Raw genomic sequence first — 25,353 nt, forward strand, 5'->3', positions numbered from 1 at the left:
GATGATAATATCGGGTTTCAACTCACGACTCATTGCATCGTAAGTATCTTGGATACGAGTAAAATGGAAACCAGAGTCCCCACGAGTAGGGATATTATCCGCCTGTACCCCTTCAGTACTACCTACCGTTACTCCATAGAAATCAGGGCTTTTGGTGCTAGAGAACTGTACTCGGAGCTTCTTAGGAGTGGCGGAAAAGTTCAGCTTATAAGCATGGTAGGCTCCATCTGCTATAAGGGTATCTTTCCTTATCTCCGTATTATCTTCATAAACAGTAATTAAGGTAGGCACTGTACAATTACCATAATGTATGGTTACTTGGTTATACTGACTGAGCCTATTGTAATAGGAATGAGAAGGAGATATGGTAAAGGAAGCTGTCTTAAGTCCAGCCGTTTCACCTCGTGCAGGTGCAAAACGACACACATTAGCATAGAGTCCATACTGATTGTTCTGCAAAAGGTCTTTGTTCTTGCGTTGTTCCGCATTGAAGAGTGCATAGCGATACCAGTTGCCCGAGGTTTGTTCTATGATACTACGTTGCCCATAAGGCATTTTGATAGGAAAGTAACCGGGGCCTGTTCCCCCATAGAGGGTTTGCAGACCATTGCGCAAATAAGCAGTAATACGATCTCCCTCTATCTTGGAGTCTCCATAGTGAAGAATACGGCAAGAGGGCTGACTGAGTTTCTTATGTAGTTTTCTGACAAAATCCTCTGCTGGCTCAGGATAGTATATCTGTCCCTCCACGTTACTCACCAAGGGGGGATTCCCTCCCGAGAGGAAAGCGCTAATGGAGTCAGGTAGCTGATTCATATCCTCTGGGAAAACAAACTTATGCTTATTGACCATAGTCGCAGTGCCCATAGTATCTTTAACCTCTGCTAAATCAGGTTCTTTACCCTGTATAATTGCCATAGCCTTATCATTGGTAACTCGCTCACTACGTGAGAAAATGTCCCAAAAGGTAGGATACTTCATCTGGAAGCTACCTATTTTTATTCCATGGGCTACTTCATTCTCTTCATCCATATACTCACGGCTGACAAAGGTAAGCCATAACAAAGAGAGCAATACACCAAGCATAAAGATCACTATTTTTTTGGGAGACATCTGCTATTATTTTTTGGGTGCAAATATAGGAATAAAATATAATACCAAGATATACAAGCGCATAATTTCATTAACCTACTTTTCAACAAAGGGCAGCGAAGGATCATATATCTCCTTGAGAAGCTGTAAGAGCTTTTGTTCAAATGCTGTGCGCACATCTGTATCCACTGGGCTTATATCCTTATCCTTACCATTTCTAAAGCCTATGAATCCCAATTTGAGTCTTCTAAAGGAATAGTTGCCCACATATACACGCTTATCCATCCCTATCATTCCCGTTTTGAACAACAAATAGGAATACATAAGTAATTGGAAAGCCTTGGAGTATTCATAATCCTGAATCAGATTTTCCCATTTTTTCTCATTGAGGGCTACCTGTCCTTTCTCTACAATACCCGACTTATAGTCCACTATATAGATGTCCTCACCTCGTTGTTCTACACGGTCTATCGTTCCATTGAAACGAATAGGGAAAGGAAAATCATCAAATTGGACATCTATCTGTATTTTTTCCTCTAAGTACAGTAGTTTTACGACATTATCGGATACATTCCTCTGGTCTATATCCAAGAATTTCATCACATATTCCTCAATAGTACGTTGTACAAAGATATTTTTACCTGCTATCTCTTCATTCTTTTGGTACTCTTTGAATACCTCTTCAGTTGTTTTACTTACTTTTCCCCTTATCTCATCTATATCCTGCTTGGAAATGACTTTACCTTTATAATCTTGGTAAAGTAATTCCAATATTCTATGAATAATAGTCCCCAGTGAGCGGTCTTCTACGATTTCCTCTACTTCTGCATCATCTCTTATGTCTAAAATTTGCTGTTGGTAAAAGTCTATTGGATTTCTTACATAGGTAGTAAGTGATGAAGGAGAGAATCCCTTACGATGTTTGGGATCATTTCCTGTAGCTATGGCGACCAATTTATCTATTATTTGCTTGTCTTTGACAATCTCAACGGGTTGTTGTTCTATTATCTTTACTTCCGGAAATCTCACCTCTGGTTTTACCTTGTAATCCGAGAGCAGTTGTAGTATAAATCGGCTCTTTTCACTTCCTTTGAGTCCATCAGTTTCTGTATTATAAAATAGGATTGCTTTTTCTGAGTGTTGGAGTATTCTGTAAAAGTAATAAGAATACATATAATCCGACTCTTTGTAAGTAGGAAGTCCCAAATTAGCTCTTACATCAAAAGGGATTAATGAATTAACTGTATTTCCTTTTGGAAAAACGCCTTCATTCATGGAAGTGAGTAATATATTTTTAAAATGTATATTCTGTGCTTCCAATATACCCATTATCTGTAATCCTTTAAGAGGTTCTCCTCTGAAGTTGAGCTTTTGTTTGACCAACAAATCATTATAGATATAGTACAGAGACTTTACACTATCTATGAAATGATGTTTTTCTTGTAAGTTATAGATCTGATTAAAAAGTTCATAGAAGTTGTACAAATATTCTAAGTTCAATAAGTTCTCTTTATGATCATTTTCCAAAGATTCCTTAATCACAAACAATAATTCTATAATATTTTTAATCAATTTACTTACTGAAATATTCTTTTCATCATCAAAAAGTAAATCTATAATAACACTATCTTTTTCTTTTTTATATATATCCAATGCTTTTTTATACACATAGGATAAGTTATGTTCATTGATATAGGTTATTGTATCTTTTTTATAATTTTCAGAAAGCAAATTACTTAAAAAAGGTTGTTCTAAGAGAGATTTTATTTCTTTGTGATACCATCTTCCTGAAATATATAACTTGAAGTAAGCTGAGATAAGATCATGTACAGGCGTTTGTTGCAAGGGGTACCCCATAGTAATGTTGATGGAGAGCTTATTGGTATCTATCGCCTGCAATAGAGGCAAGAGCATATCACTATCGCTAAGAACGATGGCCGTTTGCTCTAGCTCATCAGTAGGGATTTGCTCTAAGAGAGTAGTGAGCAGATGTATTTGATTCACTTGCTTAGGAGTGCCATATACTTCTATGTTTGTAGCTAGATCATCCTCTACAATCCACTTAGGGATAGCACCTCTTCGGTAGTATCTCCATTTGTTCAAGTAGTTTTCTATAAAGAATCCTGCACTGTGTTGGCTGTTGAGAAAGTGTTTTTCTATATCCCAATAGATATCCCCCTGCATTTCCTCCAAAATATATTGTATAACCTTCTCTTGTGCTACACTTAGGGAGTTGAAGCCTACAAATAGGTGTAGTTTTTCTTCATTTGCCCTCTTGTAAGAATCCAATTGCTCACAAGCCACTCGTGCGATAAAGCCTTGGTAACCTTGCTTTTGCTTATGCATTTCACTATGAAGTGCATTGTAATAAGTACCCAAAGTACGCCAAAAAGCCAAGTGCTTTTCTTGCATTTCAGTGAGTTTTTCCCCCAGTGACCAATGTTCTACTTCCTTTATCGCCTCCATATAGGGGAATATATCCTTATAAGCAATGAGATAGTGGTCTATATCATCAAAGTCCTTCCATAGCATTTTCCCCCAACCAACAAATTTTTCAAAATCATCTAGCTCAGTAGTGGTATTTTCCTTATATACCTTGTAGAGTTCAAATAAGCCTTGTACCTCTGGCATCTTTTTTATCCCTGAGATACGTTCTAATAAGTTGTCTAAGGTGATAAACTCTGGAGATATACCGGCTTTGCGATATTTTTTAGCGAAAATCTCTCGCAAAAAAAGTGCCGAACGCCTATGGGGAGTCACCAATATAAGGTTTTCCGTAGGAACATCGGCATAGTTTTTCAAATAATCCTCAATGACTTGCTCTAAAAACATAACAGTTTGAGTTTTAAAATTTGAGTTTTGAATTTTGAGTTCAGATACTACAACTCAAAATTCAAAACTCACTACTCTTTATCATTTCTTTTTCTTCTTAGACTCGCTATATTTGGAGTAATAAGCCAGCATCTTATAGTATAGCTTAGCAGCCAAGAAAGCCGTTGGTTTGGCTTGTGGACTATCCATAAGCTCTACGATGTCAAAGGCCACTACATTGCATTTCTTAAATACTTTCTTAAGTAGCTTCAAGGTAGGATACCATTGCAAACCTCCTGGTTCTGGAGTTCCTGTAGAGGGTGCTATGGATGGGTCAAAAGCATCTAAGTCTATAGTAATATACACATTGCCTGTTACTTTCTCCAACACTTCCTTGATCCAATTCTCATTATTGGCAATCTCATGAGCGAAGAAAACTCTATTGTGAGGCAAGTATTGCTTTTCTTCGGCATCCATAGAGCGAATACCTACTTGTACGAGCTTATGTTTTTGGTTGGCCTCGAATACTGCACAAGCATGGTTATTCTTAGAACCGTGAAATTCAGGACGCAAGTCGGTATGTGCATCCAATTGTAGGACAGTCAATTGCTTGTACTCCTCCCCTACAGCTCTTATGGAACCAATAGAAACAGAGTGCTCCCCTCCTATAAGGGTGAAGAGTTTTTCCCTATCCTTGATAAGTTCCTTAGTCTTGCTATAGACTGCTTCTACCATCTTCTCTGGAGTACTGTTCTCTGATACCTCTCCCGCTCTATAAACTCCTTGTAGGTAGGGTTCTGAATCGGTTTCTATGTCGTAAAGCTCCATATTCTCGGAGGCATCCAAGAACAGCTCAGGTCCCTTATCAGCTCCCTTTCCCCAAGTGGAGGTGCCATCATAAGGAACAGTTACTAGTACTACTTTCGAGTTTTCATACGTTGCATTTTCGGCAGGTATGCCTGCATATGTATTTTCCATTACTATAAATGTTTTGATTTAAATAGGGGTAAAATTACTATTTTTAGAATAATTACCGAGTTTATTTAACTATTATTTGTGAGTCATACCCTCTTTCCTTATTTTTTTCAGAGGTGTTTCCCCATTATCTAAAAAATTATGTACTTTTGTACTGTTTTTCCAGCCTCTTTTTTGGGGTGATTAGTTATGTATTATGGATTTTGAAAGCGTTCTAAGTAACTCACATACAAAGAAATACCTAAAAGAAACGATCGAAGCAGGTCGAATTGCTCATGCCCAACTATTTGTAGGTGAGGAGGGAGTGGGTACCCTGCCCATGGCAATTGCCTACGCCACAGAGCTACTTTGTAAGACGGGTGATGCAAATACAGCTATCAAGTGTGCGCATCTGAACCATCCCGACTTGCATTTTGCTTATCCTACGGCTATCACCGCTCAAGTGAAAGACCACCCCTCTAGTACTGCCTTCTTGGAGGATTGGCGCAAATTCGTCTTGGAAACACCCTACGGAAGCCTTTTTGATTGGTATCAGGCTATTGATATTGCTAACAAACAAGGGAAAATCGGGGTAGATGATGCCAAAGAAATCACTAGCAAGCTCTCCCTGAAATCCTTCGAGGGAGGGTATAAAGTGATGATTATTTGGATGGCAGAACTGATGAATACCGAATGTGCTAATAAGTTACTGAAGCTCTTGGAGGAACCTCCCACTGAAACTATTTTTATATTGGTAGTGGAAAATGAAAATGCCTTGCTTGACACCATTCTCTCCCGTTGCCAAATTACACGCTTTCATAAGCTCTCGCAAGAGGTTATTACCGAGGCATTGGTAAAGAATGGTCTCAGCCTACCACAGGCACAGAAAATAGCGCTACGCTCTCAGGGTAATTACCGCAAGGCACTCTCTTTTATAGGAAAAGATAACGATAGTATCTTTGAAGAATGGTTTGTCGAGTGGGTACGTATGGCTTATAGTGCCAGAGGGAACAAAGGGGTACTCCCCCATCTGCTTTCTTGGTGTGAGAAGATTGCCAAGGAGGGTAGGGAAACCCAAAAGCTCTTTCTCGAATATTGTATGGAGGTATTCCGACAAGCTCTCTTGGCCAATTATGGGGCTGATAGTCTCGTGTATATGGAATTCCAGTCCAATTTCAAGATACAAAATTTTGCTCCTTTTGTACATCATAACAACATAGAGGAAATCCAGCGTAATACTGAAGATGCTATCTATCATATAGAACGCAATGGTAACTCCAAGCTGATTCTCACCGATCTCTCGATCAAGCTCACCAGACTCATACATACCAAAGTATAAGGAAAAAACTTGATTTTTGAGAGAAAATATTGTAATTTTGCAGTCCATAAAATCAGTGAAAAGTGAAGAGCGAAAGACGAAGAGTGAATAGTATTTCTGATTACTTACCTCTGACAACTGTCCTCTGACAACTGACTACTGATAATTAAAAACTTAATAAATGTCCGAACGTTACACCATTACGGCAGCTTTGCCTTATACCAATGGGCCTATTCATATTGGCCATCTAGCAGGAGTATATGTACCTGCTGACATCTTTGCACGCTATCAGCGATTGAAAAACAATGACGTAGCTTTTATCTGCGGAAGCGATGAACATGGGGTAGCTATCTCTATCAAAGCGAAGAAAGAAGGTACCACTCCCAAGGAAATTATTGACAAATATCATAAGATTATCAAGGATTCACTTCATGATTTTGGTATTTCCTTTGATAATTATTCTCGTACCTCCCTACCTATACATTACCAAACAGCTTCTGAGTTCTTCCGTACGCTCTATGACAAAGGGGATTTTATAGAAGAAACCTCCGAACAGCTCTATGATGAGCAGGCAGGTCAGTTCCTCGCTGACCGCTTTGTGATAGGTACTTGCCCTAAGTGTGGCAACGAAGAAGCCTATGGTGACCAATGTGAGCGCTGTGGTACTTCACTCAACGCCACCGACCTTATCAACCCCAAATCAACCCTTACAGGAAGCAAACCTATCCTTAAGCAAACCAAACACTGGTTTTTGCCTTTACAGAATTACAGTGAGTTCTTAGAAAAATGGATTATTGAAGGCCATAAGAACGATTGGAAACCCAATGTGTATGGACAGGTGAAGAGTTGGTTAGATGACGGACTACGCCCACGTGCGGTAACACGTGACCTTGACTGGGGAATCCCTGTACCTGTAGAAGGTGCCGAAGGAAAGGTACTTTATGTATGGTTCGATGCCCCTATCGGCTATATCTCCTCCACCAAAGAATGGGCTGCCCGCGTAGGAAAGGACTGGGAACCTTATTGGAAAGATGAAAAGACGAAACTTATTCACTTTATTGGTAAAGATAATATTGTCTTCCATTGTGTCATTTTCCCTGCCATGCTCAAGGCGGAAGGATCTTATATCTTACCTGAAAATGTACCTGCCAATGAGTTCCTAAACCTCGAAGGGAATAAGCTCTCTACCTCTAAGAACTGGGCTGTATGGCTCAATGAATATTTGGAGGCCTTCCCCGATCAGCAAGATACGCTAAGGTATGTAATCACAGCCAATGCTCCTGAAACTAAGGATAATGACTTCACTTGGAGAGACTTCCAAGCTAGAAATAACAATGAGCTAGTGGCTATCTATGGAAATTTTATCAATCGAGTAATGGTACTAACCGAAAAGTATTACAAGGGAGTAGTGCCTACTATGGGAACACTTACCCAAGTGGATACAGAGGTTTTTGCCCAAATCAAGGAACTTACTCAAAAGATAGAACAATCCCTAGAGCGCTATCGTTTCCGTGAAGCTCAGCAGGAACTGATGAATATTGCCCGCTTAGGGAATAAGTACTTGGCCGATGAAGAACCATGGAAGCTCATCAAGGAAGATCCCAAAAGAGTGGAGACTATCATGTATGTAGCCCTACATATCGCCACTGCATTGGCTGTAACTTCTGAACCTTTCTTGCCTTTCACCTCTGACAAACTTAAGCAAATGCTCAATTTTTCCACTATGAGTAAGGCTCCAGTTTGGGAGGATGTGTTACACTCTGACAACCTTATTCCTCAAGGACACACCATAGGAAAGTCCATATTACTATTTGAAAAAATAGAAGATGAGGCTATCCAAAAACAAATAGATAAGTTGGAAAATAGCAAAAAGGAAAAACAACAAGCCATTGCAGCCAATGATACTACCATCGCCCCACAGAAAGAGCTCATTTCTTATGAGGACTTTGCTAAAATGGACATCCGTATTGGTACTATCCTAGAAGCAGAAAAAATGCCTAAGGCGGACAAACTCTTAATCCTAAAAGTAGATACAGGTATTGACCAACGTACTATCGTCTCTGGTATCGCACAGAGCTTCGACCCTAAGGAGATTATCGGAAAGAAAGTTACAGTACTGGCTAACTTAGCCCCTCGCAAACTGCGAGGTGTAGAAAGCCATGGTATGATCCTGATGGTGGAAAATAGTGAAGGTAAGTATGTATTCCTAAATCCTGATGCTGAAGGCATTGCCAACGGAACCGAAGTAAAATAACCCAACAATAACCAATATGAAACAAGTGAAATGGCCTTTGTTACTCCTTATAGGTGGGGTACTTTTAGCCTCCTGCAAAAACAAAGGAGCACAGCCCTCTTTGGAATCACAGGGCGCACCTGTCCTATCGGTAGAACACCTGCAGGATTCTATACAAAAACTCTCTAATGAGCTAGCAGAAGAGCGGTATTTTGATATCCGCTTTAACGAAGATGGCCGATACTTTTTCCATGAGAATGGAATAGAAGACCCCGAAGAGTTCGTACGCCAACAGCTTATGGCTACCAATATAACCAAGGATGAGAATCACCCCTTGATTTCCTATCGCCCACGCCGCAATGCTAAGTTTCAGATCAATAAGATAAAATTGCTCAATCATAGGTGGGTAATTTGTGATTTCTCCGATGGCTTGGACTGGGGCGAATTGCTGATCAAAATGATTCTTAATGATGACAAAACACTGTCCTTTGAGGTACTAGACCAAACACTCTATGTAAGCGAACAAAAACCTTAATCTTATGAACATAAAAGACGCTCAACTTGCAGTAGATAATTGGATTAAAGAACATGGCGTACGCTATTTCAATGAGCTAACCAATATGGCACAGCTCACCGAAGAAGTAGGCGAAGTAGCCCGTATCATCGCGCGCCGTTATGGCGAACAATCAGAAAAAGAAAGTGATAAGGCCAAAGACCTTGGTGAGGAACTTGCCGATGTGGTCTTCGTCGTACTCTGCTTGGCAAATCAGACAGGCATAGACCTACAACAGGCTTTTGATAAGAAGATGGAAGCCAAAACCAAGCGCGACCATGACCGACACCAAAACAACCCTAAGCTAAAACAATAACTCTCAGTTTCTTTCCCTATGAAGCGACTCTTTCTGTTTCTCTTGTTATGCTGTGCAAGCAGTGTGCTTAGCCAAGAAAAAATCAGCTCATTGGCGGACCTAAAAAATAAAAAAGACCTCAAAGTAGGCCTGGTACTCAGTGGCGGTGGCGCTAAAGGCTTGGCGCATATTGCTGCCTTGGAGGCTATTGAGAAAGCAGGAGTGGAGATTGACTATATAGGAGGAACCAGTATGGGTGCTATTGTAGGGGGACTATATGCGGCAGGTTATAATGCGAAGCAACTTGATTCTCTATTCCATGCCACTGACCTAGAGGAAATTATTCAGGACAATGTACCTCGGTCTGCTCAGACCTTTTATGAGAAGGAGAATCGTGACCGTTATATGGTATCCTTAGCTCTACGCGATGGAAAATTCGCCCTCCCTGCTGGACTCACCCAAGGGGTGAACCTCTATAATTTCCTAAGCCAACTCACTTATAGGGTGAGGAGGATAGAAGATTTCTCTAAGCTACCTATTCCTTTCCTATGTATGGCTACCGATGTAGAGACAGGTGAGGAGGTAATTCTTGAGCATGGTGACCTTGCGCAAGCAATTATGGCAAGTGGCTCCTTTCCCACTCTTTTCGCACCTGTGGATATTGATGGTCGCTACCTCACTGACGGAGGAGTAATGAACAACTATCCCGTAGATGAGGTCAGGGCCAAGGGTATGGACGTGATCATAGGGGTAGATGTACAATCTCCCCTAAAGACTCGTAAGGACTTACGTTCGGCCAATAGCGTATTGCTCCAGATTACCAGCTACAAGATTGCCAACGACATGAAGGAAAAACGGGAGAAAACGGACATCTACATCCACCCCGATATGAGTAACTACAACGTTATTTCCTTTGCTGATGGGCAAGCTATTATTGACTCTGGACGTGTAGCTACCAAGAAAGTACTCCCACATCTCTATTGGCTTAAGAGACACCTCAAAAGAAAAGACCCTAATCCTATAAATACCAAAATTCCTGATTCTTTATGGATAAGCAATATCTCTTTTTCGGGTAACAAACACTATTCCGATGTTTATCTTAGAGGAAAATTGGGCTTCCAGTGGAATGAAAAAATTTCTTTCAAAGACCTGAAGGATGGAGTACAAAACATCATGGCCACCCAGAACTTTAGGGGAATCAACTACCATATTTGTTCTACGGACGAAGGGGAAGAACTACGGTTCAACTTGGAGGAAGCTCCTGCACAAACTTGGGTAAAGATGTCCCTCCATTACGACAATCTGTACCAAACAAGCCTCTTGCTTAACCTGAGTCGTTCCAGCTTCTTACAAAAGGATGATTTCATTTCCTTTGACTTTATCGCAGGGGATAACCTACGTTATAAATTTGATTATTATGTAGATAAGGGATTCTATACCAGTTATGGTTTTCAGAGTAGGTACGACCATTTCCGTCGTGATATTTCCTTCAAAGGGTTTTCACTGAGCACTGGAGATACCAACTTGGCGCTCTCTCGTCTGAAAAACCAGTTATATTTGCAATCCATTTTCTTCAGGCGTAAGTTCCTAGTAGGAGCGGGATTACAGCATGAATTATACAAGCTAAAGATACAGTCCAATAACTTTTCGGAAAAGGTGAATTATTATTCTCTTTTCAGTTATATGCGTTATGATTCTTTGGACAATGCTCTCTTCCCTACTGAGGGACTTTACTTTGATGCACGTGGTTTTTGGTATCTACATTCTAACGGTTATGGAGAGACCATCAACCCCATTATCCTCATTAAGGGCGATGTAGGAGGTGCATGGAAAGTTACTGATAGACTTTCTGGAAAAGCCATGTGTTCAGCGGGCTTCCACCTAGGGTTGCCCAATGCTCCTTTCTTGCAGTATGTATTTGGAGGACAAGGGGATAATTTTTTTGGAAATTTTCTACCTTTCTACGGATATGATTATCTAAGTTTTGGAAATTACGACTTCCTCAAGGGAGAACTTTCCTTTAGTTATCGTTTTTATAAGAGGAATTATATAAAGGCTATTGCCAATATCGCCAATGCCAACGATAATATGTTTGCCGAGCGCAGTTGGTTTTCCAAGCCTAAATACACGGGCTATGCCTTAGGCCTAAGTTCTGATACTATCTTAGGCCCTATTGAGATTAAGGCTACCTATTCCCCAGAGACGGATAAGTTTCTGTGGCTCTTCAATATTGGTTTTTGGTTCTAGGCTACTCTATAAGTTTGCGTACAATAGTCCCTGCTATATGGATACCAAAGAGTGCAGGCATATAGCTCATAGTACCATAATAGGAACGCTTGAAGTTAGTTCCATCAGTCAGAGCCATCATATCCTTATCAGGAAGTTCTAGTGAAAATACAGCCTTGAATTTGGGTTGTATACCTTCTTTCTTGAGTCGCTTGCGGATAGTACGCGCTAGTGGGCAATCACGTGTTTGGGATATATCGGCTACCTTCACCTTCGAAGGATCAAGCACGCCTCCTGCTCCCATGGAACTGATTACTTTCACACGACTATCATGACATGCCCTTAGCAGGCTTATCTTAGGGGAGATACTATCTATACAATCTGCTACATAGTCGAATCGAGTATCTACCAAATCGTAAGCTGTCTCAGGAGTAAGAAAGTCATTGATTACATCTAGCTCTATCTTAGGGTTGATATCTCTAAGTCGCTGTGCCAAAAGCTCAGCCTTAGGTTTCCCTATGGTAGAATCAAGGGCAATCAATTGTCGATTCTTGTTAGTGATATCCACTACATCACCATCCACTATAGTGAGATGTCCTACCCCTGCACGGGCTAGGAATTCAGCGACAAAAGCCCCTACTCCACCCACTCCTACCACTAGGACATGGGATTGTTCTAATTTTTGTAAGCCCTCTTCTTTAACTACTAATTTAGTTCTCTCTCGCCACACAACTATATAAATTTAAGTGAAAAATAAAAAATAATTAAAGTAATGATTAATGACTTATAACCACTAGTCACTAACAACTAATTACTAATTTGGGGCGCAAAGTTACAATCTTTTCGTTAAAATGCAAAGCAAAAATTAATTTCCTTAAAATTATTTTTCCATTCCTTTTGTTTATTATATTATTTTCCCTAATTTTGCCCTTAAAAATACAGACAATGAGAGTTATACATTTTTACAAATACCAAGGAGCTGGTAATGATTTCATCATGATTGATAACCGCACAGCTACCTTTCCCAAAGGTGATCGCAAGCTTGTAGCACAATTATGTGAGCGCCGTTTTGGTGTTGGTGCCGATGGGCTTATTCTCTTGGAGAACGATCCCAAAAACGATTTTTCCATGGTATATTACAACTCAGATGGCAATCCTAGCTCCATGTGTGGCAATGGGGGACGCTGTATTGTGGCATTTGCTAACAAATTAGGCATTATCCCCAAGAAAGAGACCAACTTTTCCGCCTCCGATGGACTACATAAAGCTCTCTTCAAGAACAACCTCATCTACTTGCAGATGCAAGATGTGAGCAATATTCAAAAGGTCAAGAAGGGAGTAGCCCTCAATACGGGTTCACCTCACTATGTAGAAGTAGTTAAAAACCTTGATTCCTTGGATGTTAGAAAAAAAGGAGCCGAGATACGCAATGGAGTACCCTTCAATATTGAGGGGATCAATGTCAATTTCGTAGAACCCATAGCCGACAATCGTTTCAAGGTACGCACCTATGAGCGCGGTGTAGAGGATGAGACCTATTCTTGTGGAACAGGAGCTACCGCTACTGCTATTGCCATGCATAAAACAGGAAAGACTAAGGCCGAATACATTATCTTGGAAACCAAAGGAGGTACATTGGAGGTGACTTTTGAAGTGAAAAAGGAATTTCTTGGCCTAAAAATAAAAGAATATACCAATGTATGGCTGATTGGCGGGGGTGATTTCGTCTTTGAAGGCACTATAAGCGTATAGTTTTATGGTACAACTAAGAGCACTCGAACCTGAAGATATTGATTTTCTATATCAGTTAGAGAATGACCAAACCCTTTGGGAAGTAAGCGAAACGCAAGCTCCTTTCTCTCGGCAACTACTGTTATCTTATATAGAAAATGCACACCAAGACATCTATCAGGCCAAGCAACAACGCTTTGTCATTACCTACCAAGAAAAGGCTGTTGGCTGTGCCGACTTATACGACTATCAACCAAAGAACAAACGTGCTTCTGTCGCTATAGTCGTTGCCGCTCCTTTCAGGCAAAAAGGAATTGCTACCAAGGCCTTGGAGCAACTATGCAACTATGCCTTTACTTTCTTAGATCTACACCAGCTTACTGCCTATATACATCAGGAAAACCTTTATAGTCAAAAACTCTTTTTGCGACAGGGATTCCTATGCACTGCCACCCTTAAAGACTGGTGCTTCTTCGATGGTAATTTCCAAAACGTATATCTATATCAATACTTTAAACCCTAATTTTTAGGCGGTAAGTGATAAAAAATAACTTTATTGTAGTACAATTCGTATTTTTTTTGTAACTTGCGCCTCTATTTCATATGCTCTCTTAGGAGCAATTAAATTCTGATTGATATGACAAAAATTACAGCTGCTATAACAGGCGTGGGCGGATACGTACCCGATTTTGTTTTGTCCAATAGTTTGTTAGAAAAAATGGTAGATACGACTGATGAGTGGATTACTACCCGTACAGGTATCAAGGAAAGAAGGCTTTTAAAAGAAGAAGGAAAAGGAGCTTCTTTCTTAGGCATAAAAGCGGTTGAAGATTTGTTTCGTAAAACAGGCACCAACCCTGCTGATATTGATTTAGTCCTTTTTGCCAGCGTAACTCCCGATATGCCTGTGGCTATCTCTGGCGCTTACTTGGCGACCCAGATTGGGGCTGTCAATGCTTTCGCTATCGACCTACAAGCGGCTTGCTCCAGCTTTCTCTATGGTATGTCCATGGCGGCACGCTATATAGAATCTGGCAGATACAAAAAAGTCCTCTTAGTAGGGGCTGACAAAATGTCGTCTATTGTGGATTATACCGACCGAGCCACTTGTATCATCTTCGGTGATGGAGCAGGTGCTGTCCTTTTCGAACCCAACTATGAAGGATTAGGGGTACAGGATGAGTATCTCCGCAGTGACGGATCAGGACGTGAATATCTCAAAATAGAGGCAGGTGGTTCCATCCTCCCTACTACACCTGAGACCCTCAAGGAAGGAAAAAACAACCTATATCAAGACGGAAAGACAGTCTTCAAATATGCTGTCTCTCGCATGGCAGATGCCACCGATGCGATTCTTGAACGCAATAACTTATCGGCTGATGACCTCAACTGGCTGGTACCTCATCAGGCCAACAAGCGCATCATTGACGCTACAGCTGACCGCATGGGACTCCCCCATGAGAAAGTGATGCTCAATATCCAGCGCTACGGCAATACCACCTCCGCCACCCTACCTTTGGCTCTCTATGACTACGAGAAACAACTCAAAAAGGGAGATAATCTCGTCTTCGCAGCCTTCGGTGGTGGTTTTACTTGGGGCTCTCTATACCTCAAGTGGGCTTATGATCCTAAATAAATAATTATTAAGGTATATACTTTTTTATAATCTTTATTGAAAAATATTAAAAGTATCTGAAGTTCTAATTTCTTCCTAAAAAAACAAGGGACATGTGAAATATTTTTAGTATTTTTGCCCCCGAAAAGAAACATTTTATCAAAACAATATTACATAGATAATGTCTAACTCATTGAAAATATAATTATTTGCTATGGATTTAAAAGATATTCAAAACTTAATCAGATTCGTTGCCAAGTCAGGTGCAAGTGAGGTAAAGCTAGAGATGGAAGATATTAAAATCACCATCAAAACCTCTGGAGAAGAAGGACGCCCTGAAACGGTCTTTGTTCAACAGCCTTATATGGCTCAGGGACTTCCTCAACCACAGATACCTGTGGCTCCTCAGCCCGTATTTCCTGTAAGCGACCCTGCTAATATTGTGGCTACCAAAGAACACGATGACGAAGAGAATGGAAAATATATCACTATAAAATCTCCTATTATCGGAACTTTCTACCGCCGTCAGGCACCTAACAAACCTCTATTAGTGGAGATAGGTGATAACATCGTACAAGGTCAAACCCTTTGCGTAATTGAGGCTATGAAACTATTCAACGAAATAGAATCCGAAGTCTCTGGTAAAATTGTAAAGGTATTAGTGGATGACGCTTCTCCAGTAGAATACGATCAACCACTCTTCTTGGTAGACCCTTCTTAGTCTAAAGGGTTGTGTATTAAGTATGACCTAAAATTCTTAGAAAATGTTTAAAAAAATCTTGATAGCCAACCGTGGAGAAATTGCGCTACGGGTGATTCGCACCTGCCGTGAAATGGGCATTAAAACGGTGGCTGTATATTCTACTGCTGATGCCGATAGCCTTCATGTACGCTTCGCCGACGAAGCAGTATGTATCGGCCCCGCCCCTAGTAAGGATTCTTATCTGAAAATTACCAATATTATCGCTGCTGCCGAAATCACCAATGCCGATGCTATCCACCCTGGATATGGTTTCCTTTCTGAAAATGCCAAATTCTCCAAAATTTGCGCTGAAAACGGCATAAAGTTCATTGGAGCTTCTGCTGAGATGATTGAAAAAATGGGTGATAAGGCAACTGCCAAAGCAACTATGAAAGCCGCAGGCGTACCTACTATTCCTGGCTCCGATGGTCTTCTTAAGGATGTCAATGAAGCTAAGAAGATCGCCAAGAAAATGGGCTATCCTGTTATGCTCAAAGCCACTGCCGGTGGTGGAGGAAAGGGAATGCGTGCTGTATGGAAAGAAGAAGACCTTGAGAAAGCTTTCGAAAGTGCTACCCAAGAGGCTGCCGCTGCCTTTGGTAACGACGGTATGTACATGGAAAAACTCATCGAAGAACCTCGACATATCGAAATCCAAATCGTAGGAGACCAATTCGGCAAAGCATGCCACCTCTCCGAACGAGACTGCTCTATCCAAAGAAGACACCAAAAACTTACCGAAGAAACGCCTTCTCCTTTCATGACTGATGAGCTCCGCCAAAGAATGGGGGAAGCAGCAGTCAAAGCAGCTGAATCTATCAAATACGAGGGTGCGGGTACTGTGGAATTCCTTGTGGATAAGCACCGCAATTTCTACTTTATGGAGATGAATACACGTATCCAAGTAGAACACCCTATCACTGAACAGGTGATTGACTATGACCTTATCAAAGAACAAATCCTCGTAGCAGCTGGCGTGCCTATTTCAGGACGCAACTACACTCCAAAACTACATGCCATAGAGTGCCGTATCAATGCGGAAGACCCTTTCAATGATTTTCGTCCTTCTCCTGGTCGTATCACCGCTTTCCATGCCCCTGGGGGCTTCGGTGTACGCCTTGATACCCACGTGTATGCAGGGTATACCATCCCACCCAACTATGACTCCATGATTGCCAAACTCATCACAACCGCTCAAACCCGTGAAGAGGCCATCGCTAAGATGAAACGCGCCTTGGATGAGTTCGTTGTAGAGGGAATCAAAACAACCATTCCTTTCCACAAACAGCTTATGGATCACCCTGATTATATTGCGGGTAACTATACAACCAAGTTCATGGAGGATTTCGTTATACAGCCTAAGGCAGAAGACGAGGAATAGGTATAAATGTTTTAGAAAATATAATTATGTCTGTAGAAAAAATAAAATGCTTAATTATAGGCTCTGGCCCAGCGGGGTATACCGCTGCTATCTATGCCGCAAGAGCCAATCTCTCTCCTGTATTGTACCAAGGAGAACAACCAGGAGGACAACTTACCACTACCAATGAGGTAGAAAACTTCCCTGGCTACCCTGAAGGAATTACAGGAACTGAGATGATGATGCAGTTCGAACAACAAGCCCGCCGCTTTGAGGCTGATATTCGTTCTGGCTGGGTTACCAAAGTAGATTTCTCTGCCAAACCCCTGAAAGTATGGGTCGAAGATAAGGAGATTCATGCCGATAGTATCATCATTAGTACAGGAGCTTCAGCCAAGTATCTCGGACTACCTTCTGAACAACATTATTTGCAAACAGGAGGAGGGGTATCTGCCTGCGCCGTATGCGATGGCTTCTTTTACAGAAACCAAGAAGTGGCTATCGTAGGCGCTGGAGATTCTGCTTGTGAGGAAGCGCTCTACCTTTCCAAAATCTGTAAGAAGGTAACCATGATTGTACGCCGTGATGCTTTCCGTGCCTCCAAGATTATGGAAGAACGTGTAAGAAAAGCGGAAAATATTACTATTTTGTTCAATACAGAAACCGAGGAGATACTCGGTGATGGACAAGTGGTTTCTGCTATCAGAGTACGTAACAACAAGACTCAAGAACTTTCCGAATTTCCTATCACAGGCTTCTTCGTAGCTATCGGTCATAAGCCTAATACGGATATTTTCGCTCCTTACCTCTCTTTGGATAAGGAAGGATATATTGAAAATGTACCAGGCTCCAGCCGCACCAATGTAGAAGGGGTATTTGTAGCGGGTGATGCTGCTGACAAGCACTACCGACAAGCTATTGTTGCTGCAGGAAGTGGTGCTATAGCTGCTCTGGATGCCGAACGCTATTTAGCCGCTCAAGAAATATAGACCAACCTATGAATGTACGCATCAGCCCCTCTTGGAATGCCTTGCTTAGCAGCGAATTTGAAAAGCCTTATTTTCAGGCACTGACAAGTTTTGTTAAGAAAGAATATAGTGAGCATACCTGTTATCCCAAAGGAAAAGAGATCTTTGCCGCCTTTGACCAATGTCCAGTAGAGAATCTTAAAGTGGTTCTCTTAGGTCAAGATCCTTACCATGGGGAAGGACAGGCCAATGGGCTTTGCTTTTCAGTAAGGGATGGCATCGCCCACCCACCTTCTTTGGTGAATATATTCAAGGAGATCGAGGAGGACTTGAAGTTGCCTTATCCTGAGAGTGGTAACCTCTCCCGCTGGGCAGAACAAGGCGTACTACTGCTGAACGCCACTCTTACTGTCCGTGCCAATATGGCTGGTAGTCATCAGGGACAGGGTTGGGAGACCTTCACCGATGCGGTGATCAAGAGCATATCTGACAATTGTCAGCATATTGTCTTCCTTCTATGGGGAGGTTTTGCCAAAAAGAAAATAGCCTTGATTGACACACAAAAGCACTGTGTACTCTCCTCCGGACACCCCTCTCCCCTAAGTGCTAACCGAGGATACTGGTTTGGTAATAAGCACTTTAGCAAGACTAATGAATACCTTACTTCTGTAGGAAAGGAAAATATTGATTGGAAATAAAATCTGTCATTTTGTCATGTTTTTGCTTTTGGCACAATCCTTGCCTATTAATAAAGCGTAAATAACAAAATTAAGATAATAAAGATAATACGATTATGAGTAAGATTATTGGAATAGATTTAGGAACCACGAACTCGTGTGTTTCTGTAATGGAAGGTAGTGACCCCGTGGTTATTACCAATGCAGAGGGTAAAAGAACTACCCCCTCTGTGGTTGCTTTCGTAGATGGTGGCGAAATAAAGGTAGGAGACGCCGCTAAGCGTCAAGCTGTTACCAACCCTAAGAAAACGATTTATTCTATTAAGCGTTTCATGGGGAACAAGTATTCTGACTTAGGTCAAGAAATAGCACGTGTACCTTATGCAGTAGAACAAGGAGACAATGATACTCCTCGTGTAGATATCGATGGTCGCCTATACTCTCCTCAGGAAATCTCTGCAATGATTCTTCAAAAAATGAAGAAAACAGCGGAAGACTTCTTAGGACAAACCGTAAGCCGCGCGGTAATTACCGTACCTGCTTACTTCAACGACGCTCAGCGCCAAGCTACCAAAGAAGCTGGAGAAATCGCTGGTCTTAAGGTAGAACGTATCATCAACGAACCTACCGCTGCTGCTCTTGCCTACGGTCTTGATAAGCAACATAATGATCATAAGATTGTAGTATTCGACTTCGGGGGAGGTACCCACGATGTTTCTATCCTAGAACTCGGTGACGGAGTATTTGAAGTACTCTCTACTGATGGGGATACTCACCTTGGAGGAGATGATGTGGATGAGAAAATCATAAACTGGCTTGCTGAAGAATTTGAAAAAGAAGAAGGTTTGGATTTGCGTAAAGACCCTATGGCGCTACAACGTCTTAAGGAAGCTGCTGAGAAGGCTAAGATTGAGCTTTCTTCTTCTATGCAAACCGAAATCAACTTGCCTTATATCACCGCAACTGCTACCGGTCCTAAGCACTTAGTACGTACCTTGACTCGTGCGAAGTTCGAACAACTTATCGAGGATTTAGTAGAACGTACTATCTTACCTTGTAAGAAAGCACTTGAGAATGCAGGTCTTAGCGTAAGTGATATCAATGAGGTAATCCTTGTAGGAGGTTCTACTCGTATCCCTGCTGTACAAGAAGCTGTAGAGAATTTCTTTGGTAAAAAACCAAATAAGAGTGTGAATCCTGACGAAGTAGTAGCCATCGGGGCTGCTATCCAAGGAGGGGTACTCACTGGAGATGTAAAAGATGTATTGCTCCTAGACGTTACACCTCTTTCTCTCGGTATCGAGACTATGGGTGGTGTGATGACCAAACTTATCGAAGCCAATACAACCATCCCTGCTAAGAAATCTCAGATATTCTCCACCGCAGCAGATAACCAACCAAGTGTGGAAATCCACGTGTTACAAGGGGAAAGACCTATGGCTGCGGACAATAAGACTATCGGACGTTTCCACCTAGATGGAATCCCACCCGCACCTCGTGGTATACCTCAGATTGAAGTAACTTTTGACATTGATGCCAATGGTATCATCAATGTATCAGCTACTGACAAGGGTACAGGTAAAACACACGATATTCGTATCGAGGCTTCTTCTGGACTTACCCAAGAAGAAATCGAGAGAATGAAGCGTGATGCCGAAGCCAATGCCGAAGCTGATAAGAAAGCACAAGAAGTAGCTACCAAAATGAACGAAGCCGATGCGCTTATCTTCCAAACCGAAAAACAACTCAAAGAATTCGGTGATAAGCTCCCTGCCGACAAGAAAGCGGGTATCGAAAGTGCTTTAGAAGAACTCAAATCCGCTTACGAAAGCAAGGACATCGCTACTATTGATGTAGCTTTAGAGAAAATAAACGAAGCATGGAAGAGTGCTTCTGAAGATATCTACAAAGCACAACAAAGTGGTGGTGCAGGAGCAGGAGCTAACTACTCCGAATCAGGTCCTCAACCTAATGCAGGCGGAGATAACAACGTTCAAGACGTAGATTTTGAAGAAGTAAAATAGCGGAGAGCCTCCGCAGGCAAATAACAACAGCCCCATCTAATAAATAATTAGATGGGGTTTTGTAATTTGACTCAAGTCTAATTTTACAAATTTCTAGTTCTCAGAATATCTATTTCCAACAAGTAGAAATATTGTAAAGTCAAGAATTATAGTATAAAAGAGATATATCAAAAATATAAGATGTCAACAGAGGAGAAAAATGAAAATATAGAAAATCTCAGGTCATTGAAAGGAGATTATGATAAAGGATTAGTTTCAGCTCTTATTGGTGCTGGTTTTTCAAGAAATGTATCGGATCTTTATATGGATTGGAATACATTATTGGAAGATCTCATAAATGATTTATTCAAATTAGAGATAGAACAATATATTGATAATTATTTTAATTGTAATAAAAAGAAGTATAACAAGATCGAAAAAGAAGCAAGAAGAAAGGAATTTATCAATAATATTCTTAACAGATATGGATATTTAGGAATTGTTTCTATGTATATAACTCAAAAGGGGTATAGAGAAGTTATCGAAGATTATATAGAAGATCGAACTCCTTATGCCAAAAAAGACGACAATGATGGGACAATGTCTTTATATATAAAAGAAAATAAAAAAAGCGATCTTAAAGAATCTGATTTCTCTGCACACAAAAAATTACTGTTATGTGATAAATTCAAAAATATATATACAACGAATTATGACAATTTATTAGAATTTACTTCTGAAGAATTATCTAAGAATCCAACTCCTTTGGTAAATACATCATGGCAACTTTCAAATGGTTTTCAAGAACGTAGTATAATTAAAATACATGGATCATTAAGTATAAAAGATAACGAATTTGAATTTGATGGTGATCAACATCTACGCTATATAATAGCTCAAGAAGATTATGACACCTATATTGAAAAACATGAGGCTTTTTCTCATTTAATGAGAATTTCTATGCTACAAGGAAAATTCTGTCTATTGGGATTCTCTGGTAATGACCCTAATTATATAGGATGGGTTAAATGGATGAGTGATATTCTTGGAAAAGGAAAAAATAAAGACACCAAAATTTACCTTGTAACATTTAAAAATGAAGAAAACTCCAACAAAAAACTCTATTATAAAAATCATTATATAAAGGAAATTAATCTTATGGATTTTGATGTCCTATCTCTTATCGGTTACGAACCATTAGAATCCTTAGGAAGTTTATCAAGAGACTCTCCTTCATATAAAGAAGTATTAGAATATTTTTTTGATTATCTCCATAAGACATCTATACCTATTGAAGAAGAAAATGAAACTTTAGTTAATGATATATTTCAACAAAATAAAGATGATAAAGAGCCAAAGAAGAAAAATCATCATATAGAATATACAAATTCCTTTGATTATAGAAAATTATGGAGCGAGGCAGGAGATATACTATTTAAACAAGAGGATTTATCTCAGATTTATCAAAAAATATCTAAGGCAAAAAAATACAATCGATTTTGTAAGTCTGTACAAAATCAACAATATTATATAAGTATTATCTTACACAAAAAAGGTGATCTTTCTTATTCTGAGGCAAACTTATTTGTATTAGCAATAAAGGAATGTGGACAATTACCTCATTATTATTTTCGTTATTTGGAAGATAAGCCTATATTAAATAACATTCCTCTTTGGGGAGAACTATTAGAAAGAGAAAAAACACTTAGAGGTTGTAAAGATACTCTACCTATAGAGTCAGATGTAAATATCTATGAAAATATACAAAGAAAGATGTTTCATTTAGACTTTGAAGGAGCAAAATTACTATTAGACACTTGGGAGCCAGAAGGATACTGGATACTATCTAAAACAATGAGAATAATAGGATATGAAAAGAGTAACAAACTTAATAAACCTCTCACTGATTATATAAATAAAATTGATGATCCTCAAGAAAAGATGTATGCCTGTGTTATGGCTAATTACATTTCAAATACATTTCCTAATCCTTATAATTTAGATAACTATCTAAGGGAACATATTTATGGACAAGGAGATATTATCAACTATATAGTTGAACAACTGAAAAGTAAGGAAAAAGAACCAAGAAAAAGAGGATGGATAGGTTCTACTTTATATCTAAATTCTAATAATCCCATATATGAGCAGAGTTTACGTTGTTTACAATTTATATTTGATAGTGGCTTATTTTTGTCATTTGGTATAACATATTTTATGAATATAAAGGATTGGTATAAAGTTTGTAAAAATCTATATAAGTATTTCCCCTATCCTTGTTTCTTCTATTCTATACAATATAATAACCAAGAAACACAAGAACGTATAGGACAAGATTTTGCATTTACTCCTGACTTATTAGAAACAAATAAGGAATTACTTCTCGCTTCAATAAATGCGTATGGAAATTCATATACTCCAAATACATTCCTGTCAGGAATATTAAATATTACAGGTCCATTATACCTATGTGTAGAAGAAACTCTTTGGTTTGATCCTTTTCGAAGAAATATATTCGATGTAATGATTACTCATTTATCAGACCTTACTTATCGAGACCAAATAGTAAAAAATATTATATATGCTATTTCTGCATTGAAAATCAAAGAACATATTTCTATTCTATTAGAAAGGCTCTTTTCTCATTTCAAGAACAATTGTGAATTAGTAACTTCTATTATATGTGATAATATTCATTTAAACTATCTAAAAGGAAAATTAAATAGAACTTGCACTAATTTACTTAAAGAACTTATAGATGAATACCCTCAAATAGATATTACTGAAATAATATACTTCTTCAATGAAAACAACTGTTTACCAGCTTCTTTACTAAAGATGTTTATAGAAAAATTAAAGCAGAGCAAACTTGAAGCTATTCCAACAGAAACCTCTTCTATATTCTATATCTGTATTTTAGCAAAAGATGAAATTGAAATTATTAAAAAGGCAAAGCAAAAATTACTTGAAAAGGATATATGGTATTGCGGAGTATCAGAAAATGGAACCAAATGGACAGCACCCAATTATATATGTATACATGCATTTGATGGAATTATAAAATGGGAAGATAATGAGTTCGATATTATCTATAGAAATCTTAAGCTAAATATAGATAAATACGAGGTATATGCTAAGAAGCTTCATAAAGATTCTTTCATGCAAAATATTCAAGTTTCTTACCTATCAGACGTTTTACAATTTATTTCCTTACAGGAGAGTAAGAGACAAAATATGCTTAAAGATATAAAATACAGAGTAGAAAAACTACTAAAAGAGAGAGTATCATATAATTCTTTTATTGAAGCTATGCTTTCAAAACAGCCTTCAGACGTATCAAATGGAATTGATAATATAGCTCAAGGTATTTTAGCTTCAGGCTTAAAACCATATTATAATGAAATTAACTTTATTATTGATAGAGCTATCATGGGAGAGGAAATAGCTATGGCAAAAAATCTTTTTATTAATACAGTGGTTAATAAATAAATATGAGCAAGAATTTAGTAATATGAATATTGACCCTAAATTATTAATCTTACTTTCTGTATATAAGGAAAATTGGCAGAATATAAGCGAATTCCGTCCTGATCTAAGTTTTGAAGTTTTAAATACTATTGCTAAGTATCTAAATAGAAAAAAAATTAACGATAAGAATATTGAATATTGGCTTACTAATAAATATGTAAAAATATTTTTACATGATTAACTCTCAAAAATAATTTTTCCAATCAAATAGAAAAACCACTCAAAAAGAGTGGTTTTTATTTTTCACTTTTCATTTTTCATTTTTCACTCCAAAGACTTCCGCCAACATGCAGCGCGCACTACCGCCACCGCATACCTCTATGGTAGAGAGGTCTGTATAAAGTATTTGGGTATGTTTTTCTATGGTGGCTATTTGCTGAGGGGTCAGTGCTTTATAGGCAGTCTCACTCATCACCAAGTACTTACCATCTTTCCCTTTCACTTGGAGCATATTACCTACAAAATGATCCACTTGTTGGGGGCTTATGGTGATAACTTCTTTTTTATCTTCCTTAAGGTGGTGGAGTACATTCTTTCGTTCACTCTTATCCTCTATTGTATCAAGACAGATAATAGCAAAGGTCTCTCCAAGTGCCATCATCACATTGGTATGATAGATAGGTTTAAGCACTTCTCCCACTCTTTGAAAAGCCTTGAAAATAACAGGAGTATATTCAAAATCCTCACAGAACTCAATGAACAACTCCTCACTAGCTCTGGCAGAAAGGGCACAATAGGCCTTACGATGGATTCTGTCCAATACCATCGCCCCTGTTCCTTCCAAGTAGAGTCCTTCGTTCTCTGCTTCTGTATAGTCATATACATTCTCTATCTCGAAGCCTTCTGCTTCCACTATATCCAAGATATCCTCGCGGCGCTCTCTACGTCTGTTTTCAGCAAACATAGGGTAAAAAGCCACATCTTTGTTATTGTGAAAGCTAATCCAGTTATTCGGAAATATAGAATCAGGCGTATCCTGCTCATAGATATCATCTACCACGATAACATGAACCCCCACCGCTCTTAGCTTACCTACCAAGGCATCAAACTCTTGTTGTGCTTTTAGGTTAATTTCCTCATTGGTAATATTGATCCCCTTTTGGAAATAATTATTCACCAAGGTTTGCTCATTCGTTCTAAAACGAACAGGGCGTATCATCAGTACCGTATCAGTGATTTGTTTTTTCATATTATTTTAGTTTAATGATTAATGTCAATACTAATTAACGTGAGCTCGACATAAGCAA

Annotated in this window: 20 protein-coding genes; 15 read left to right on the forward strand and 5 right to left on the reverse strand. The window is 39.3% G+C overall.

The window, feature by feature from the left end:
- From Q0625_RS14535 to speB, 3 genes are all read right to left on the reverse strand, one after another.
- Positions 1-1,113 (reverse strand): lipase (locus Q0625_RS14535; RefSeq protein WP_298828842.1); only part of this gene is annotated, 1,113 nt, incomplete at its 3' end.
- A 75-nt stretch (positions 1,114-1,188) separates the two neighbouring features.
- On the reverse strand, positions 1,189-3,924 hold the full coding sequence (locus Q0625_RS14540; protein ID WP_298828845.1) for a PD-(D/E)XK nuclease family protein: 2,736 nt from the start codon (positions 3,922-3,924) through the stop codon (positions 1,189-1,191).
- An 81-nt stretch (positions 3,925-4,005) separates the two neighbouring features.
- Positions 4,006-4,881: an agmatinase gene (speB, locus tag Q0625_RS14545; protein ID WP_298828847.1), complete on the reverse strand. Its 876-nt coding sequence runs from the start codon at positions 4,879-4,881 to the stop codon at positions 4,006-4,008.
- A gap of 193 nt (positions 4,882-5,074) precedes the next feature.
- Here speB and Q0625_RS14550 point away from each other — a divergent pair, with 193 nt between their 5' ends.
- From Q0625_RS14550 to Q0625_RS14570, 5 genes are all read left to right on the forward strand, one after another.
- The gene (locus Q0625_RS14550) at positions 5,075-6,196 is read left to right on the forward strand and encodes a DNA polymerase III subunit delta' (RefSeq protein WP_298828850.1); all 1,122 of its coding nucleotides are present in this window, start codon (positions 5,075-5,077) and stop codon (positions 6,194-6,196) included.
- Between the two features lie 160 nt (positions 6,197-6,356).
- Positions 6,357-8,429 (forward strand): methionine--tRNA ligase, encoded by a 2,073-nt coding sequence (gene metG / locus Q0625_RS14555; RefSeq protein WP_298828853.1) that lies wholly within the window; start codon positions 6,357-6,359, stop codon positions 8,427-8,429.
- Between the two features lie 16 nt (positions 8,430-8,445).
- Complete coding sequence (locus tag Q0625_RS14560; protein ID WP_298828856.1) at positions 8,446-8,943, forward strand: hydrolase; 498 nt, start codon at positions 8,446-8,448, stop codon at positions 8,941-8,943.
- Between the two features lie 4 nt (positions 8,944-8,947).
- On the forward strand, positions 8,948-9,277 hold the full coding sequence (locus Q0625_RS14565) for a nucleotide pyrophosphohydrolase (protein WP_298828859.1): 330 nt from the start codon (positions 8,948-8,950) through the stop codon (positions 9,275-9,277).
- 18 nt (positions 9,278-9,295) lie between these two features.
- Positions 9,296-11,503 carry a patatin-like phospholipase family protein gene (locus Q0625_RS14570; protein WP_298828862.1) on the forward strand — a complete coding sequence of 736 codons (2,208 nt, stop codon included), beginning with the start codon at positions 9,296-9,298 and terminating at the stop codon, positions 11,501-11,503.
- A gap of 1 nt (position 11,504) precedes the next feature.
- On the opposite strand, the gene Q0625_RS14575 is transcribed toward Q0625_RS14570, so the two are convergent.
- Positions 11,505-12,212 carry a tRNA threonylcarbamoyladenosine dehydratase gene (locus Q0625_RS14575; RefSeq protein WP_298828865.1) on the reverse strand — a complete coding sequence of 236 codons (708 nt, stop codon included), beginning with the start codon at positions 12,210-12,212 and terminating at the stop codon, positions 11,505-11,507.
- Positions 12,213-12,427: 215 nt separating this feature from the next.
- Between Q0625_RS14575 and dapF the strand changes: the two genes are divergently transcribed.
- The 10 genes from dapF (at position 12,428) to Q0625_RS14625 (ending at position 24,287) form a co-directional block, all read left to right on the forward strand.
- Positions 12,428-13,234: a diaminopimelate epimerase gene (gene dapF / locus Q0625_RS14580; protein ID WP_298828867.1), complete on the forward strand. Its 807-nt coding sequence runs from the start codon at positions 12,428-12,430 to the stop codon at positions 13,232-13,234.
- A 4-nt stretch (positions 13,235-13,238) separates the two neighbouring features.
- Positions 13,239-13,736 (forward strand): GNAT family N-acetyltransferase, encoded by a 498-nt coding sequence (locus Q0625_RS14585; protein ID WP_298828870.1) that lies wholly within the window; start codon positions 13,239-13,241, stop codon positions 13,734-13,736.
- Positions 13,737-13,850: 114 nt separating this feature from the next.
- The gene (locus Q0625_RS14590) at positions 13,851-14,849 is read left to right on the forward strand and encodes a beta-ketoacyl-ACP synthase III (RefSeq protein WP_298828873.1); all 999 of its coding nucleotides are present in this window, start codon (positions 13,851-13,853) and stop codon (positions 14,847-14,849) included.
- A gap of 193 nt (positions 14,850-15,042) precedes the next feature.
- Positions 15,043-15,549 carry an acetyl-CoA carboxylase biotin carboxyl carrier protein gene (accB, locus tag Q0625_RS14595; protein WP_298828876.1) on the forward strand — a complete coding sequence of 169 codons (507 nt, stop codon included), beginning with the start codon at positions 15,043-15,045 and terminating at the stop codon, positions 15,547-15,549.
- A 43-nt stretch (positions 15,550-15,592) separates the two neighbouring features.
- Positions 15,593-16,951 (forward strand): acetyl-CoA carboxylase biotin carboxylase subunit, encoded by a 1,359-nt coding sequence (gene accC, locus Q0625_RS14600; RefSeq protein WP_298828879.1) that lies wholly within the window; start codon positions 15,593-15,595, stop codon positions 16,949-16,951.
- 23 nt (positions 16,952-16,974) lie between these two features.
- Complete coding sequence (gene trxB, locus Q0625_RS14605) at positions 16,975-17,919, forward strand: thioredoxin-disulfide reductase (protein WP_298828912.1); 945 nt, start codon at positions 16,975-16,977, stop codon at positions 17,917-17,919.
- 8 nt (positions 17,920-17,927) lie between these two features.
- Positions 17,928-18,596 (forward strand): uracil-DNA glycosylase, encoded by a 669-nt coding sequence (gene ung, locus Q0625_RS14610; protein ID WP_298828882.1) that lies wholly within the window; start codon positions 17,928-17,930, stop codon positions 18,594-18,596.
- Positions 18,597-18,691: 95 nt separating this feature from the next.
- Entirely contained in the window at positions 18,692-20,599 is a 1,908-nt protein-coding gene (gene dnaK, locus Q0625_RS14615; protein ID WP_298828885.1) for a molecular chaperone DnaK, read from the forward strand.
- Between the two features lie 180 nt (positions 20,600-20,779).
- On the forward strand, positions 20,780-24,067 hold the full coding sequence (locus Q0625_RS14620) for an SIR2 family protein (protein WP_298828888.1): 3,288 nt from the start codon (positions 20,780-20,782) through the stop codon (positions 24,065-24,067).
- 22 nt (positions 24,068-24,089) lie between these two features.
- On the forward strand, positions 24,090-24,287 hold the full coding sequence (locus Q0625_RS14625; RefSeq protein WP_298828891.1) for a hypothetical protein: 198 nt from the start codon (positions 24,090-24,092) through the stop codon (positions 24,285-24,287).
- Positions 24,288-24,356: 69 nt separating this feature from the next.
- On the opposite strand, the gene ctlX is transcribed toward Q0625_RS14625, so the two are convergent.
- Entirely contained in the window at positions 24,357-25,295 is a 939-nt protein-coding gene (gene ctlX, locus Q0625_RS14630) for a citrulline utilization hydrolase CtlX (RefSeq protein ID WP_298828894.1), read from the reverse strand.
- Positions 25,296-25,353: the final 58 nt, after the last annotated feature.

It is taken from the genome of uncultured Capnocytophaga sp. (assembly GCF_938029845.1).
Taxonomy (GTDB): domain Bacteria; phylum Bacteroidota; class Bacteroidia; order Flavobacteriales; family Flavobacteriaceae; genus Capnocytophaga.

Bases quoted from the DNA above. Each gene is read 5' to 3' on its own strand.
- Q0625_RS14570 (WP_298828862.1), top strand. From the start codon at position 9,296: ATGAAGCGACTCTTTCTGTTTCTCTTGTTATGCTGTGCAAGCAGTGTG.
- Q0625_RS14590 (WP_298828873.1), top strand. From the start codon at position 13,851: ATGACAAAAATTACAGCTGCTATAACAGGCGTGGGCGGATACGTACCC.
- speB (WP_298828847.1), bottom strand. From the start codon at position 4,881: ATGGAAAATACATATGCAGGCATACCTGCCGAAAATGCAACGTATGAA.
- ung (WP_298828882.1), top strand. From the start codon at position 17,928: ATGAATGTACGCATCAGCCCCTCTTGGAATGCCTTGCTTAGCAGCGAA.
- accB (WP_298828876.1), top strand. From the start codon at position 15,043: ATGGATTTAAAAGATATTCAAAACTTAATCAGATTCGTTGCCAAGTCA.
- Q0625_RS14625 (WP_298828891.1), top strand. From the start codon at position 24,090: ATGAATATTGACCCTAAATTATTAATCTTACTTTCTGTATATAAGGAA.
- Q0625_RS14565 (WP_298828859.1), top strand. From the start codon at position 8,948: ATGAACATAAAAGACGCTCAACTTGCAGTAGATAATTGGATTAAAGAA.
- metG (WP_298828853.1), top strand. From the start codon at position 6,357: ATGTCCGAACGTTACACCATTACGGCAGCTTTGCCTTATACCAATGGG.
- Q0625_RS14585 (WP_298828870.1), top strand. From the start codon at position 13,239: ATGGTACAACTAAGAGCACTCGAACCTGAAGATATTGATTTTCTATAT.
- Q0625_RS14540 (WP_298828845.1), bottom strand. From the start codon at position 3,924: ATGTTTTTAGAGCAAGTCATTGAGGATTATTTGAAAAACTATGCCGAT.
- Q0625_RS14560 (WP_298828856.1), top strand. From the start codon at position 8,446: ATGAAACAAGTGAAATGGCCTTTGTTACTCCTTATAGGTGGGGTACTT.
- dapF (WP_298828867.1), top strand. From the start codon at position 12,428: ATGAGAGTTATACATTTTTACAAATACCAAGGAGCTGGTAATGATTTC.
- ctlX (WP_298828894.1), bottom strand. From the start codon at position 25,295: ATGAAAAAACAAATCACTGATACGGTACTGATGATACGCCCTGTTCGT.
- Q0625_RS14620 (WP_298828888.1), top strand. From the start codon at position 20,780: ATGTCAACAGAGGAGAAAAATGAAAATATAGAAAATCTCAGGTCATTG.
- accC (WP_298828879.1), top strand. From the start codon at position 15,593: ATGTTTAAAAAAATCTTGATAGCCAACCGTGGAGAAATTGCGCTACGG.
- Q0625_RS14550 (WP_298828850.1), top strand. From the start codon at position 5,075: ATGGATTTTGAAAGCGTTCTAAGTAACTCACATACAAAGAAATACCTA.
- dnaK (WP_298828885.1), top strand. From the start codon at position 18,692: ATGAGTAAGATTATTGGAATAGATTTAGGAACCACGAACTCGTGTGTT.